We start from the raw sequence: 14,249 nt of genomic DNA, 5'->3' as shown, positions 1-14,249 counted from the left end.
CTGAGAGGTTCCATTCGAATTTCCTGAGGGCGGCGTAGCAGTACGTCTCGACGGTGGATCACGCTGATATCCGCGGATTGGCTACCGCATTACAGAGGTCCGCCCGATGAGCCTGCCGCTATCTAGCGTCGCAAGTCGAATCGGATTCGTTGCGTAGCCGTGGCGCGGGTTACTCGTGTGCCGGGCTACGCCGCCTTCAGGGAACTCCTTGCTCGGTGATTGAGGACTCGCGCTCGCCTGCTCAAGCCGCGCGCCTCTGCGGTTGCGAAGCAAGCGACATGGCAAGCTGGCTAATGTCCCAGATAAACCCGCTCAGTTCACGGGCAACCGCGACCACTGCAATGTTCTTCTGCTTGCCGCGTGCAACGAGCGTTCGATAGCGTCGGCACAGGCGTACCTGCGCGTCCCACGCTCGATCCACGATGGGTTTGGGAATCCCCTCGTGGCGGCGTTGAATCTCCGGACTGACACGGGCCGGATGCTGATAGCTCCATGCCGACTCGACGAGCAGCTTTCTCGCATAACTGTTGCCATTCTTGGTGATACTGCCCTGACGGCGCTTCTCGCCGGACGAGTGCTCGCTCGGCGTTACACCCAACCACGCCATCAATTGGCGGGGATGCGTGAAGCGTGACAGATCGCCCAACTCGGCAAGCATGCCGACCGCCGTGGTGAACTGCATGCCGCGCATCGTTTGCAGACCCAGTACTGCCGGATAAAAGCGCCAGGCAACCACTGCCTCGCGCAGTGCAGCTTCCAGTCGATCGCATTGCGCAAGACGATCCTCGATCGTGCGTCGATGTTCTTCGAACGCCAACTGCTGCCATGCGCTGTCGAACGCAAACGTGCTCAACCAGCGCCGGTGTGCTGCCCTCCAGTCGGCTCGTCCGGTATAGCTGACCCCGTGCGAAAGCAGAAAGGACTTCAGCCGCTGCCGCGCACGCTTCAGATCATCCTTGGCACCCACCCATGCCCGCGCCAGATCGCGAAACGCTTCGTCTTCGACGGTAGGGACATAGACTTCCGACAGGTCGTCAGCCCTGAGCGAACGCGCCAGTTTGATCGCGTCGCGCCGATCGGTTTTTACGCGCTCTCCCGGCTTCCTTGGAATCAGGGACGGTGCACACACCATGCAGTCGATCCCCTTCTGCTGAAGTTGACGGTAAAGCCCGTAACCACATGGGCCCGCCTCGTAGACAATACGGATGCGCGACGCCTTCGATTGCAGGCGCTTGCATAAGCGATCGATATCCGTCTTCGTGGTGCCGACCTTGCCGAGCAGTTCAACCTCGCCCATACCGAGCGCATAGGCGGCCGTGATCGACTCCTTATGGACATCGAGCCCGACGTACAGCGTGCTATCGTGTTCCATGCTGGCCTCCGTGCTGGAAATCGCCGGGTGCGGCCCTGTCCGCACCGTGCGGCTCTGGCAGCCATGCTAACCCGCGTTTGATTCCTCACGGCAGGCCAGCCTTTGCCCCACGGGAGTCATACTGACTAGCCCGCGCTCCGGTTGAACCGTGCGATCACGTCATCCGATGTCGTGACCTCGGCGTATTCGCCGTCGAGTATCGCCAGCGTCAGGCCGTGGACAGTCGCCGCATCCCACGATCGCCCGTCCTTTCCGGCCACCGGCACCGCTGTCGTGGTATCCGACGGCAGGATGATGCCGAATCCGAGTGCCTTGCCGGCGCGAACCGTCGCGTCGATGCTGTGGTGGACCACCACCCCCGTCAGTACCAACTGGCTCGCCCCCATGCCGCGCAGCACGCGCTCGAGATCGGTGCCGACGAACGCGCAGTTCTGGTGCTTGACGATGACGGGTTCGCCCGCAAGCGGCGCGACTTCCTTCTTGATGGCGTTCCACGGGCCGTGCGTGTGATAGCTCGAGGTGGGCGTCGGCTCGTCATGCTTGACGTGAAGCACCGGCCAGCCGTTTTGCCGCCAGTGCGCGAGGAGGCGCCGGATCGCGGCCAGATAACCGGGATGGCTCTTCCCTTCCCAGTTCGGCCGGTCGATCGCGTCCTGAACGTCGAGGACGACGAGGGGAATGGGGTGAAATTGATCGTTCATCGGTTGGTTGGCGATGGATGCGCTGGCGAAGGAATGCCGATCCGCGGACGCCGATTCGCGTGCCGGGCGGCAGGAACAACGACTGGATTTCCGGTTCGGCACCCACGATAGCAGATCGAACCGCAGGGCGATTGTCCGCGACGGGTACGACGCCGCGACGATGCCGGCGCGATCATCCGCGCCCGTCATCGAGCGGCGCAAAGCATTCGTCGTCGACGCTCAGGCAGCCGATACGCTGTACGGCGCCCTGCATGACGACTTGCCAGTCGTCGCCGATCCGCACGCGCAGGCGCCCGCCCGCCGTGTGCACGACGACGTCCGCCTCGCAGAAGCCGTGCAGGCGGGATACCGCGGCGGCCGCGCAACTGCTGGTGCCGGACGACAGCGTGTACCCCGCGCCGCGTTCCCAGATTTCGATCCGCAGATTATGTCGATCCAGCACTTTCACGAACTGCACATTGGTGCGCCGGGGAAACAGCGCATGCCGCTCGATCTGGGGGCCGAGCAGCCGGGCTTGCTCGCTGCTGACGTCATCCAGGAACACGACGCAGTGCGGATTTCCCATCGACACGGCGTTGATGCGCAGGTTCATGCCATTCAACGCCAGCGGCCAATCAATCGCTTCGGCGGCGGGCACGCTGACCGGAACGGCTTGCGCCGCGAAATCGGCTCTGCCCATGCGGACCTCGACGGATCGCATGTCCTGCGCGACGCGGGCCCCCACCAGGCCGCCCGGAGTCAGGATATCGAACCATTCGTCCTGAACCCACGATCGGTCGCGCAGGTAGCGCGAGAAAATTCGCAGCCCATTGCCGCTCTTCTCCGCATCGGAACCGTCCGGATTGACGATCCGCAGCTTGAATTGCGTCGACGTGCGCGCTTCCAGTACCAGGATGCCGTCGGAACCCAATCCATGGTGCCGGTCGCAGACGCGGCGGATTTGCTCGGTATTCAGCGCGAACTTCGCGTCGTCGGCATAGACCAGATAGTCGTTGCCGAGAGCGTGGTATTTGACGAATTGCATATGGAAATCCGTTAGCCGGCGCTGGCCGGTGGGGCCACCCAGACCGTCTCTCCCGGCAGGCGTCACGCACCTTCGGCCGGGCAGCGGCCACCGCGTAGCGCAAGCGTCGGAACAGGCATTGCCGTCCTGCCCGGGGGGCCGGCAAGTATCGCGGCCCGGTGGTTTGCGTACGCGCGCTTGCTGCCTTGCGCGTCGTGGTGGCCGGCTCGGCGAGAAAAGGCGTATCCGGGAGTCTATCGCGAAGCCAGCCAGACCGTGATTCAGGACGTGCGCGCAGCGCCCCGGAATCCGGGTTTGTCGCGACGGGCGTTCTTGCGTGCGTGGTTGAAGCCGGTCACGAGGAAACGCAGCAAGCCGTCCGCCTCGCGTCGCGGCATGCGCCGTCTCGATGCGGCGCAACCGATCAGGTCGGGCCCAGGTCGCGGCCGTCGCGATCGACGCCCAGCCGATCGCGAAAATCGTCGAAACCCGCGCCGAAGAAACCGAAGAACCGCGCCGTCGGCCGGTTCCGGTCGTCCAGCAACCCGAAATGCCGGCCGACGCCCCGCCCGACCGACATCAGCGTGCCCGCCGAATGGTTCGTGCCCGCGAAACCATTGCGGATCAGGCGTTGCTTGCGTGCGTCGGGCGTCGTTTCGACCAGCTCGCAATATCCGGTCAGTCCCGCGCAAACGAAACACACCTGTTCGCGCTCGTCGCCGGCGACGAATTCAGGCTCCCCATGGTTCGCCGTCGTCAGGTCGCCCTCGCCCTCCGCATCGGCCGCGATTGCCCGAATCTCCTCGAGCGAGCGCTCATGCAGATCGAGTTCGCGCTCGCCGAGCGGAAAACAGTAAGCCTGGAAATTCCGCCTGAAGGCATCGTCCAGTCCGGCCTGTGCCGGCTCGTTCAGCCACTGCTCGAAATCGGCCGGATCGGGATGCGCCGGCTCGGTTTCGCGATAGACGCGATAGGCGCGCAACACACGGCCGAACGGATGCCCGGTCGGCACCCAGTTCCCCCCTTCGTCGCGCACCATCGGCATGTCGTCGGAAACGGCGGCGGCGGCGGTGCCACCGCCGCTTCCGCTGGCATGGGCCAGGCTCCGGAGGTCGTACCCGATCATGAAGAGCGCAGCCTCGAACGCATGACACCGCGCCGCCATCGGGCTCACGCCGTCAACCTGCGGCTCGTCGTCAAACCACGCCGTGCGCCCGAGCACCTCACGGAGGATCCAGCCGGTGCGCACCTGCCAGCGCGCCCAGCATGCCCGCGGCACCTGGTTCGTATAAAACTGCGGCGCCCGCGCAAAACCGAGCGCGCCCGGATCGCGGATCTGCGCGCCGCGCGCTTGTCCCGACGGGAACCCGAGAAGCTCGTGCCGGATGCCGGTGCTCTCGGCATCCCGCCGGAACAACTCGTACAGCATGGCCAGTGCCGCGCCGACCCGGCTGTCGTAGATCGGCGATCCCGTCACGTCGAATAGCGCATGCACCTTGGTCATCCCGGCATCGAAGCGCTCGACGTTGCGGGCGTGCAGGTCGTCCGTCTTCTGCGAACCCGCCAGCGCGAACAGCGGCGCAAGCGACTGCAGGTACGTGCAGAACGCGCGTCGCCGAACCTTCGACCGGATGAACGGAATCGCGCTGTGGACACCGCCCCAGCGCAACACCTCGCGCGCCGCCGCGCCGGCCCGCGCGTCGTCGCCATCGGCAACGCTCGTGCGCAGCAGGACGCTCAACCGGTGGAGGGACGACCGCGTCGTTGCCCAGTCCTGCGACGCAACCCGTCGCCCCGTGCCGGGATCGAGCCATTCGTTGCGCCAGCAGTAATGCGCGAGAACGTCCTCGATACCGTCCACGCGTACGTCGAGCCCGCCCGGCACGAACTTGCTGCGGGCAAATCGCAGGTGTACGGGCAGCGTCGGCAGATGCTCGACGAGCCAGGACACGAAATCCGCTACCGGACGTTGTTCCAGAAATGCATGGCGGTCCATCGATTCTCCGGGTTCGACGATCGGGACGGTTTTCATCGAGTATCGAATCCGGCCGACGCGCCGGTTGCGAGATCTCTCGCCAGACGAAGCGCGACGGCGACGGCAACGACAGCCACGCGGTGGCGCACCCTGCGCGAATGACGCGTGGTCGCGAATCGGCGCCCCGCGCCGTCCGCGCTCTCGTTGCGGGTCGATGCGCTCGACTGCCGGCAACCGCTGGGCGCGCGTTGCGTCATGCCGCGGCCGGCCCGCCGAACTGCTGCCGGAACTGCTGCGGCGTGCTGCCGAACGCGCGCTTGAACATCACGGTGAAGGTGCGCACGTCCGCGTAACCGAGTTCCTCGGCGACCTGCGCGACCGGCACGCCGATCGAGAGCCGCGACATCGCTTCCGCGAGCCGCAGTTGCTCGCGCCATTTGCCGAAGCTCATCGACGTCTCCTGCCGGAACAGCCGCGCGACCGTGCGCGAGCTGGCGCCGATCCGCTCGGCCCAGCGCTCCAGCGTATCGGCGCTGGCGGGCTCGGCGATCAGGTTGTCGCAGATCTGGCGCAGCCGCGCGTGAGCCGGCAGCGGCAGGCGCGCCGCCGACGGCTCGTGCTTCGCGTCCTGCAGCAGCCGCAGGATCAGCGGCACGATCAGCTCCGCGCGGTTCTCCTCGGCGTCGTCGGCGCGGGCGTCGAACAGGCCGAGGATCAGCGCGCGCAGCAGATCGCCGACGGGAATCGCCCGGCACTCCTGCTCTTGCGGCGCGAGCACGTCCGGATCGATGTAGAGCGTGCGCATCGCGACCTGTCCGACCATATGCAACGCATGCTCGACTTGCGAACCGATCAGCAACGCATTGCCGGGCGTCAGCATCCAGAGGCCGAGCGGCGTGACGACCCGCACGATGCCGCTGGTCGCATACACGAGCTGCGCGCGGTGATGCACGTGCGCGATTTCATGGGTGCCGTCGACGTAGTCGATCGCCTGCGCGATCACCTTCCGCGTGGCGAAACCGTCGCCGAAGGTCTGTAACACGGGCTTGCTCATGGCTCAATCAGCTACTCTTTTCGAGATAATCCATCAAACCGGACAAAAATGTCCATTCTTGTGCCGAAGTTGTCCTGACTGACGACAAGACCCCGGATTATAGTGGCGGCTGGTCCGGTTCAGGACCGCGCGTTCCGCGCTCAGCAGTCATACCCCCACCCGCGTTTCCACCCTGCCGATGGCCGTCAGAGCCCTGGCAGTGCAACACCTTGAAAGTTAGTGCGAATCATTCGCGCCATCATTTACCAACGATTGAAGGAAGCAACATGAGCACCGGGGTGTATCGAGCCGTCGCGTTGAACAACGCTTTATTGATCTGTCTGCTGGGCGGCCTCTCGGCCGCGCATGCGCAAACGCCGCCGAACGAGGCGCCCGGGAACGACGGAACGCTGCCCGCCGTGCGCGTGACGGGCCAGCGGGCCGCGTCGCAGACCGGCGACGCCGCCGGCTACGTGCCCGTCACGGCGGTGACGGCGACCAAGACGGACACCCCGCTGATCGAGACGCCGCAGTCCGTGTCGGTCGTCACGAGCGACCAGATGACCGCCCAGGGGGCGCGCAGCGTCGCCGAGGCGCTGCGCTACACGGCCAGCGTGCTGCCGGAAATCTACGGCGATTCGTCGGGCGGCTCGCCATACCTGTACAGCCGCGGCTTCGTGCTCGAACAGTTTCTCGACGGCACGCGCATGCCGAGCGACTCCGGGTACGGCTACGCGATCCCGAACTTCGATCCGTACGGGCTCGAGCGCATCGACGTGCTGCATGGCCCGTCGTCGGTGCTGTACGGGCAGGCCAACCCCGGCGGCCTCGCGAACCTGGTCAGCAAGCGGCCGACCACGACGCCGGTCCACGAGGTGTTCTTCTCGACGGGCAGCCACAATCGCGCCGAACTCGGCTTCGATCTCGGCGGCGCGCTGACGGCCGACGGCAAGCTGTCCTACCGCCTGACCGGCACGGGGCTCGACGCGGACACGCAGGTCAACGGCGTGAAGCAGCAGCGCATCTACATCGCGCCGGCGCTCACGTGGAAACCGGACGCGGACACCACGCTGACCGTGCTCGCGAAATACCAGCACGACCCGAGCGTCGGCTACTTCAACTACGTGCCGGCGATCGGCAGCGCGCTGTTCAACCCGAACGGCAGGATCTCGAGCCACACGAACGTCGGCGATCCCGATTTCGATCACCATACGCGCACCCAGTATTCGGTCGGCTATACGTTCGAACACCGCTTCGATCCCACCTGGACGTTCCGCCAGAACCTGCGCTACACGGTGGTGAGCGACGATCTCGCGAACGTGTTCCCGTTCCCGAACGGCTACGTTGCCGGCTCGACCACGACCATCAACCGTTACGCATTCAGGAACGAGGAAACCGGCAAGTTCTTCGACGTCGACAACCAGGCCCAGGCCCGGTTCTCGACGGGGCCGCTGGCCCACACCCTGCTGTTCGGCTTCGACTTCCAGCGCGTGCTGTACAACGAGACGGTGGGCTCGAACTTCGTCGAGCCGTCGCTGAACCTGTTCAACCCGGTGTACCTGCCGATCACCGCGCCCAAGACCACGTCCGACGACATGGTGCGCATGAAGCAGTTCGGCACGTATGCGCAGGACCAGATCGCGTACGGCAAGTGGCGCTTCCTGGTCGGCATGCGCGAGGACTGGACCTCGTCGGAAGACAACAACCCGCTGCAGGGCTACGACATCGCGCAGTCGTCGCGCGCCTTCACCTGGCGGACCGGCGTCGTCTACCTGTTCGACAACGGCCTCGCCCCGTATGCGAGCTACGCGAAATCGTTCGATCCGCAGATCGGCCTGACCTACGCCGGCGGCCCGTTGCGACCGCGAACCGCGCAGCAGTACGAAATCGGCGTGAAGTTCCAGCCGCAGAACTACAACAGCTTCGTGACGGCGGCGCTGTTCGACCTGCGCGAGCGCAACGTCGCCAGCAGCGATACCGACCACCCCGGCTACAGCCTCCAGATCGGCGAGGTCCGCGCGCGCGGGCTCGAACTCGAAGGCCATGCGAGCCTGAGCGACAACCTCGACATCGCCGCGTCGTACACGTACCTCAGCAGCGTCACCACGGAATCGAACCTGACCGGCACGACGCTGGCCGGCGCGGCCGTGTCGCTGCAGGGGCTGCAGATGTGGGGCATTCCGCGCCACGTGGCCGCCGCCTGGTTCGACTACACGCTGCATGGCGGCACGTTCCGCGGCCTCGGCTTCGGCAGCGGGCTGCGCTACATCGGCGGCAGCTACGACCAGACGAACACGGTCCACGTCGGGGCGCGCACGCTGGTCGACGCGACGGTTCACTACGACACCGGCACGCACTGGCTGTTCTCGCTGAACGGCAAGAACCTGTTCAACCGCACCTACGTGGCGTCGTGCCGCACGGGCACCATCTGCCAGTACGGCGACGGCGTGGAAGTCCTCGCCACGGCCCGCTATCGCTGGTGAGCAGGGAGAATCGAACGTGCTGACCGACATGCGCGCATCGTCGCCCGAACGAACGCCGGACCCGCGCGCGGCGCCTGCGGGCGCCGCCGCCGCGCCCCCGCTGTACCGGCTCGACGGCGTATCGTTCCGGGCCGACGGCCGCGTCCTGCTGCAACCGCTCGACCTGACGCTCGGCGCCGGACGCATGATCGCGCTGATCGGCCACAACGGCTCGGGCAAGAGCACGCTGCTCAAGCTGCTCGCCCGCCAGCAGCGGCCGTCGGGCGGCTCGGTGCGGCTGCACGGCACCGGGCTCGACGCATGGCCGGCGCGCGATTTCGCGCGGCAGGTCGCGTACCTGCCGCAGCATCCGCCGCTGGAAACCGGCATGACCGCACGCGAACTGGTGGCGCTCGGCCGCTACCCGTGGCGCGGCCCGTTCGGCCGCCTGCGCGCCGACGACCATGCGCGGATCGACGAGGCGCTGCGCGTGACCGACACGCTGCGCTTCGGCGACGCGCCCGTCGACCACCTGTCGGGTGGCGAACGGCAGCGCGTGTGGCTCGCGATGCTGGTCGCGCAGGGCGCATCCTGCCTGCTGCTCGACGAGCCCACGTCGGCGCTCGACATCGCGCACCAGATCGAGGTGCTGCGGCTGCTGCGCGAGCTGACCGACGCCCAGCGCCTGACCGTCGTCATCGTGCTGCACGACATCAACCTCGCCGCCCGCTTCTGCGACGAACTCGTCGCGCTGCACGGCGGCCGGCTGCTCGTCAGCGGCACGCCGGCCGAGCTGATGCGCGGCGACGTACTCGAATCGATTTACGGTATTCCCATGGACATCGTCATGCATCCGCATAGCGGCAGCCGTCTCGGCGTGGCGCGCTGACATGCGGCGCCGCCCTTTCCTGAGCACCGCGCTGCTCGCGCCGCTGCTCGCCGCGACGTTGCCGGCGGCGCGCGCCGCGCTGCCCGCGCGCGAACCCCGGATCGTCGTGCTCGACTGGGGCCTCGCGGAAACGCTGCTCGCGCTCGGCGTCACGCCGGCAGGCGTCGCCGAGATCGACGCGTACAACGACAGCGTGGTCGCGCCGCGCGTGCCGGCGCGGGTGCCCGACGTCGGCCTGCGTCTCGCGCCCGACCTCGAACTGCTTCAGCAGCTCGCCCCCGACCTGATCCTGATCAATTCGAGCCAGGAATCGCAGCGCGCGATACTCGAACGCGTCGCGCCGGTCCGTGCGTTCGCGGTGTATACGGATGCCGGCGCGCCCTATCGCCACTCGGAAGACATCACGCGGCAGCTCGCCGCGCTGTGCGGCCGCGCGAGCGCGGGCCAGGCGCTGATCGATGAGGTCGCAGGCGCGATCGCGGCAGACCGCGCGCGCCTCGCCGCGCACCGGCGCACGCTGCAACCGACGCGCGGGGCGCCGCGGCCGCTCTACCTGATCCGCTTCTTCGACAGCCGCCACATCGGCATCTACGGCGCGCGCAGCCTGTTCCAGGACGTGCTGGACGCGCTCGGCGTCGCCAACGCGTGGCGCGGCCCGACCGACTACTGGGGGATCGGCGTGGCCGGCATCGAGCGGCTGGCCGCCACGCCCGACGCCGACGTGCTGTGGTTCGATCCGCTGCCCCCCGGCGTCGCGCGCACGCTGGCGGCCAATCGCCTGTGGCACGCGCTGCCGGCGGTAAGCGCCGGGCGCGTCGCGTCGCTGCCGCCGTTCTGGGGCTTCGGCATGCTGCCGTCGGCGGCCCGCTTCTCCCGCGTGCTGACCGCGTCGCTCACGCGCCCGGGCGCCTCCGGCGCAGGGAGCCGCGCATGAACGTCGTCAGTGTGCGCGCGCCGCGCCTGCCGTCCCGCGCGTGGCTGCCGGTGCTGGGTACCGCGATCGCGCTGGCGCTCGCCGTCTCGCTCAGCCTCGCAAGCCTGTCGGCGCTGCTGCCGCCCGCGCTCTGGTGGCGCGCGCTGTGGTCGCCGGACGCGCATGCGCTGCCGCAGATCGTCGTGCACGACAGCTGGTTGCCGCGCCTGCTCGTGAGCTGGCTGTGCGGCGCCGTGCTGGGGCTGGCCGGCACGGTGTTCCAGCAGGTGCTGCGCAATCCGCTGGCCGAGCCGATGACGCTCGGCGTGTCCGCCGGCGCCCAGCTCGCGCTGACCGCGGCGACGCTCTGGGCCCCCGTGCTGCTCGCAAGCGCGCAATGGGTCGCGTTCGGCGGCGCGCTGCTGGCCGCGCTGATCGTGTTCGGCCTGTCGTGGCGCAGCGGCTTCGCGCCGGCCGGCGTCGCGGTCGCGGGGCTCGTCGTCACGCTGTACTGCGGCTCGATCGTCGTCGCGTTGCAGCTGTTCCATGCGCCGTACCTGCGCGGCCTGTTCATCTGGGGCGGCGGTTCGCTCGTCCAGCAGGACTGGAGCAACGTGACGCTGCTCGCGTCGCGCCTCGCGATCGGCGGCCTGTGCGCGTTCCTGATGCTCAAGCCGATGACGCTGTTCGGCCTCGACGACGCCAACGCCCGCAGCCTCGGCCTGCCGCTGCAGCACATGCGGCTCGCCGCGCTCGCGCTGGCGGTGGCGTTGAGCGCGGCCGTCGTGGGGGCCGTCGGCGTGATCGGCTTCGTCGGTCTCGCGGCGCCCGCGCTCGCTCGCCTGTCCGGCGCGCGGCGCCTGCCGCAGCGCCTGCTGAGCGCGCCGCTGTACGGCGCGCTGCTGCTCTGGCTCGCGGACCAGGCCGTGCAGCGCCTGTCGGGCGCGATGGGCGACCTGTTGCCGACCGGCGCCGCGACCGCGCTGTTCGGCGCGCCGCTGATGCTGCTGCTGCTCGCCCGTGTGCATCGCGCGACGCATCTGTCTGCCCGCCCGGAGAACGCGGGCCGTGCTGGCGTCGTCGGTACGCGGGTGCTGCGCCGGCGCGCGCTCGCGCTCGTGCTGCTGACGATCGCGGCGGGCGCGCTCGCGCTGGACTTCGGCCGCGGCGTGCAAGGCTGGCACTTCAGCACGCTGGACGAACTGTCCCGCATCGCCGTCTGGCGCGTCCCGCGCGCCGGCGTGGCCGCCGCCGCCGGCGCGATGCTCGCGGTCGCGGGCACGCTGATGCAGCGCCTGACCGGCAACCCGCTCGCGAGCCCCGACGTGCTCGGCGTCAGCAGCGGCGCGGCGCTCGGCCTCGTCGTGCTGGTGCTCGCCGGCTGCGACACCGGGCATGCCGCGCGTCTCGCCGCGACGTCGGCCGGCGCATTGACGGCGCTGGTGTCGATCCTGTGGTTCTCGCGGCGCTCGCGATTCGCGCCGGACCGCGTGCTGCTCGCCGGCATCGCCGTCGGCGCGCTGTTCCAGGCGGTCGTCGCCGTCGCGATCGCGGGCGGCGGCGAGCGCGCGGTCGCGCTGCTGCAATGGCTGGCCGGCTCGACCTACACGGTCACGCCCGGCGACGCGCTGCATGCCGCGGCATTCGCGCTCGTGCTGTGCGCGCTCGCGCCGCTCGGCGATCGCTGGCTGCAGATCCTGCCGCTCGGCGACGCGTCCGCGCGGGCGCTCGGCGTCGCCACACGCGGCGCCCGCCTCGCGCTGCTGATGCTGATCGCGCTGCTGACCGCGGCCGCCACGCTGATCGTCGGGCCGCTGTCGTTCGTCGGCCTGACCGCGCCGCATTTCGCGCGCCTGCTGGGCGCGCGCCGCCCGCGCCAGCAGATGCTGATGGCCGCGCTGATCGGCATGCTGACCGTCGTCACGGCCGACTGGCTCGGCCGCGTGCTGCTGATGCCGCGCGAGCTGCCGGCCGGCCTCGTCGCGACGCTGATCGGCACCCCTTACCTGATATGGCTGCTGGGCCGGCGCCGCTGAACGCGGAAGCCGGCGGAAACGAGGAACCTTCGATGCTTGTGCAACTTTTCAGACTGCTCAAACGGCTCTGGCCGATCTGCGTGCTCGCCACCACGATGGGCGCGGCGAGCGGCATCGCGACCGCGGCGCTGCTCGCGCTCACCAACCGCTCGCTGCACGAGGGCGGCGCGGCGCTGCCCGGGCTGCTGTGGGGCTTCACCGGCCTGTGCGCGCTGGCGCTGGTCGGCGAGATCGTGTCCGACATCGGCAACAACCTCGTCGGCCAGCGCGTGATCGCCGCGCTGCGGCGCGATCTGTGCGGCAAGATCATCGCCGCGCCGCTGCGCCAGATCGAGGCCTCCCGCACGCACCGGCTCGTCACCGCGCTGAACCAGGACATCGATACGATCAGCGCGTTCGCGTTCCTGTTCTCCAGCCTGGCGATCGCGACCGCGACGATCGTCGGCTGCCTCGGCTACCTGTGCGTCCTGTCGCCCGCGCTGCTGGGCGTCGCGCTGGTCGCGCTCGCGCTCGGCTCGGTCGTGCAGGCGCTGGCCCGGCGCGTCGGCATCCGCCGCTTCGGCGCCGCGCGCGAGGCCGAAGACCGCCTGCAGAAGCACTACCGCTCGATCACCGACGGTGCGAAGGAACTGCGCCTGAACCGCCCGCGCCGCCGTTTCGTCTACGAACACGAGCTGTCCGGCACCATCGACGCGATCAGCCGCCTGCGGGTGCGCGCCGCCAACGTGTTCGTGAGCGCGAATGCGTTCGGCTCGCTGCTGTTTTTCGTCGTCGTCGGCCTGATGCTCGCGCTGCAGCGCTGGACGCCCGGCGCCGACCGCGCGGTCGTCACGGGGTTCGTGCTGGTGCTGCTGTACATGAAAGGACCGATCCAGGAGATCGTCTCCGCGTTGCCGTCGATCGGCCGCGCGCAGGTCGCGCTCCAGCGCATCACGGAACTGTCCGCCCGGTTCTCGACCCGCGAGCCGTCGCTCGTCGACAGCGCGCCGGCGGCCGACGCGGCAGCGCGCGCCGACGCCTTCGGCGCGCTGTCCCTCGACGCGGTCCGCTACCGCTTCGCGCAGCCGCAGGACGAACGCGACATGCCGGCCCAGGGCGGCGGCGGCTTCGAACTCGGGCCGCTCAGCCTGACGATCGAGCGCGGCGAAACGCTCTTCATCATCGGCGAAAACGGCTGCGGCAAGACGACCCTGATCAAGCTGCTGCTCGGCCTTTACCGGCCCGACGCCGGGCAATTGCGGCTCGACGGCGAGCCGGTGGGCGACGCGCAGCTCGACGCCTATCGCCAGCTGTTTTCCGCCGTGTTCTCCGACTACTACCTGTTCGATACGCTGCTGCCCGGCGAAGCCGACCTCACCGCCGAGGCGCGGCGCTACCTGGAGCGGCTCGGGATCTCGCACAAGGTCGCGATCCGCGACGGCGCGTTCTCGACCACGGACCTGTCGACCGGCCAGCGCAAGCGGCTCGCGCTCGTCCATGCGTACCTGGAGCGCCGCCCGGTAATGGTCCTCGACGAATGGGCGGCCGATCAGGACCCGACGTTCCGGCGCATCTTCTACACCGAGATCCTTCCGGACCTGAAACGCCAGGGCAAGACGCTGATCGTGATTTCCCACGACGACCGCTATTTCAGCGCCGCCGATCGCTATATCCGCCTCGACGAAGGGCGCATCGTCGAGGACGTGCGGCTTCGCCCGGTGGCGCCCGCCGCGCCGGCGGCGGTGCGTGTGTCGTAACGGGGGCGAGCGGCGCGGGCGCACGCTTCGGCGTTGCGCCGGGCCTGGCGCGACGCTGCCTCGCCGGGGCGGCCCGGGCCGTGTTCCGCACGCCAGCGGGCCGCGTCCGCCACGCTCGCGTGACGAACA

General features: G+C 68.8%; 10 protein-coding genes. 5 read left to right on the top strand and 5 right to left on the bottom strand.

The window, feature by feature from the left end:
• Nucleotides 1-241: 241 nt before the first annotated feature.
• From GQ57_RS22330 to GQ57_RS22310, 5 genes are all read right to left on the bottom strand, one after another.
• Nucleotides 242-1,372, bottom strand: coding sequence for an IS110 family transposase (locus GQ57_RS22330; protein WP_034199022.1), 1,131 nt, complete (start codon nt 1,370-1,372; stop codon nt 242-244).
• Nucleotides 1,373-1,497: 125 nt separating this feature from the next.
• On the bottom strand, nt 1,498-2,274 hold the full coding sequence (locus GQ57_RS22325; RefSeq protein WP_200877972.1) for an isochorismatase family protein: 777 nt from the start codon (nt 2,272-2,274) through the stop codon (nt 1,498-1,500).
• Nucleotides 2,246-3,097 carry a diaminopimelate epimerase gene (gene dapF / locus GQ57_RS22320; protein WP_034199021.1) on the bottom strand — a complete coding sequence of 284 codons (852 nt, stop codon included), beginning with the start codon at nt 3,095-3,097 and terminating at the stop codon, nt 2,246-2,248. Before dapF ends, GQ57_RS22325 begins: the two co-directional genes overlap by 29 nt.
• Before the next feature lie 403 nt (nt 3,098-3,500).
• On the bottom strand, nt 3,501-5,285 hold the full coding sequence (locus tag GQ57_RS38270) for a hypothetical protein (RefSeq protein ID WP_175190410.1): 1,785 nt from the start codon (nt 5,283-5,285) through the stop codon (nt 3,501-3,503).
• Nucleotides 5,286-5,304: 19 nt separating this feature from the next.
• Nucleotides 5,305-6,105, bottom strand: coding sequence for an AraC family transcriptional regulator (locus tag GQ57_RS22310; protein WP_052001430.1), 801 nt, complete (start codon nt 6,103-6,105; stop codon nt 5,305-5,307).
• Between the two features lie 266 nt (nt 6,106-6,371).
• Here GQ57_RS22310 and GQ57_RS22305 point away from each other — a divergent pair, with 266 nt between their 5' ends.
• The 5 genes from GQ57_RS22305 to GQ57_RS22285 are packed head-to-tail and all read left to right on the top strand — an operon-like array spanning nt 6,372 to nt 14,120.
• Entirely contained in the window at nt 6,372-8,567 is a 2,196-nt protein-coding gene (locus tag GQ57_RS22305) for a TonB-dependent siderophore receptor (protein WP_034199020.1), read from the top strand.
• A 28-nt stretch (nt 8,568-8,595) separates the two neighbouring features.
• Entirely contained in the window at nt 8,596-9,435 is an 840-nt protein-coding gene (locus tag GQ57_RS22300; RefSeq protein ID WP_152603326.1) for an ATP-binding cassette domain-containing protein, read from the top strand.
• Between the two features lies 1 nt (nt 9,436).
• Entirely contained in the window at nt 9,437-10,369 is a 933-nt protein-coding gene (locus GQ57_RS22295) for an ABC transporter substrate-binding protein (protein ID WP_031397815.1), read from the top strand.
• Nucleotides 10,366-12,384 (top strand): Fe(3+)-hydroxamate ABC transporter permease FhuB, encoded by a 2,019-nt coding sequence (gene fhuB / locus GQ57_RS22290; protein ID WP_081896739.1) that lies wholly within the window; start codon nt 10,366-10,368, stop codon nt 12,382-12,384. Before GQ57_RS22295 ends, fhuB begins: the two co-directional genes overlap by 4 nt.
• 32 nt (nt 12,385-12,416) lie before the next feature.
• Nucleotides 12,417-14,120 carry a cyclic peptide export ABC transporter gene (locus GQ57_RS22285; protein ID WP_034199033.1) on the top strand — a complete coding sequence of 568 codons (1,704 nt, stop codon included), beginning with the start codon at nt 12,417-12,419 and terminating at the stop codon, nt 14,118-14,120.
• Nucleotides 14,121-14,249 lie beyond the last annotated feature (129 nt).

Source organism: Burkholderia sp. MSh2 (genome assembly GCF_000731655.1).
Lineage (GTDB): Bacteria > Pseudomonadota > Gammaproteobacteria > Burkholderiales > Burkholderiaceae > Burkholderia > Burkholderia paludis.
Note: the sequence above shows the minus strand (reverse complement) of the source record. Positions and strands in the feature narration are given on the sequence as shown.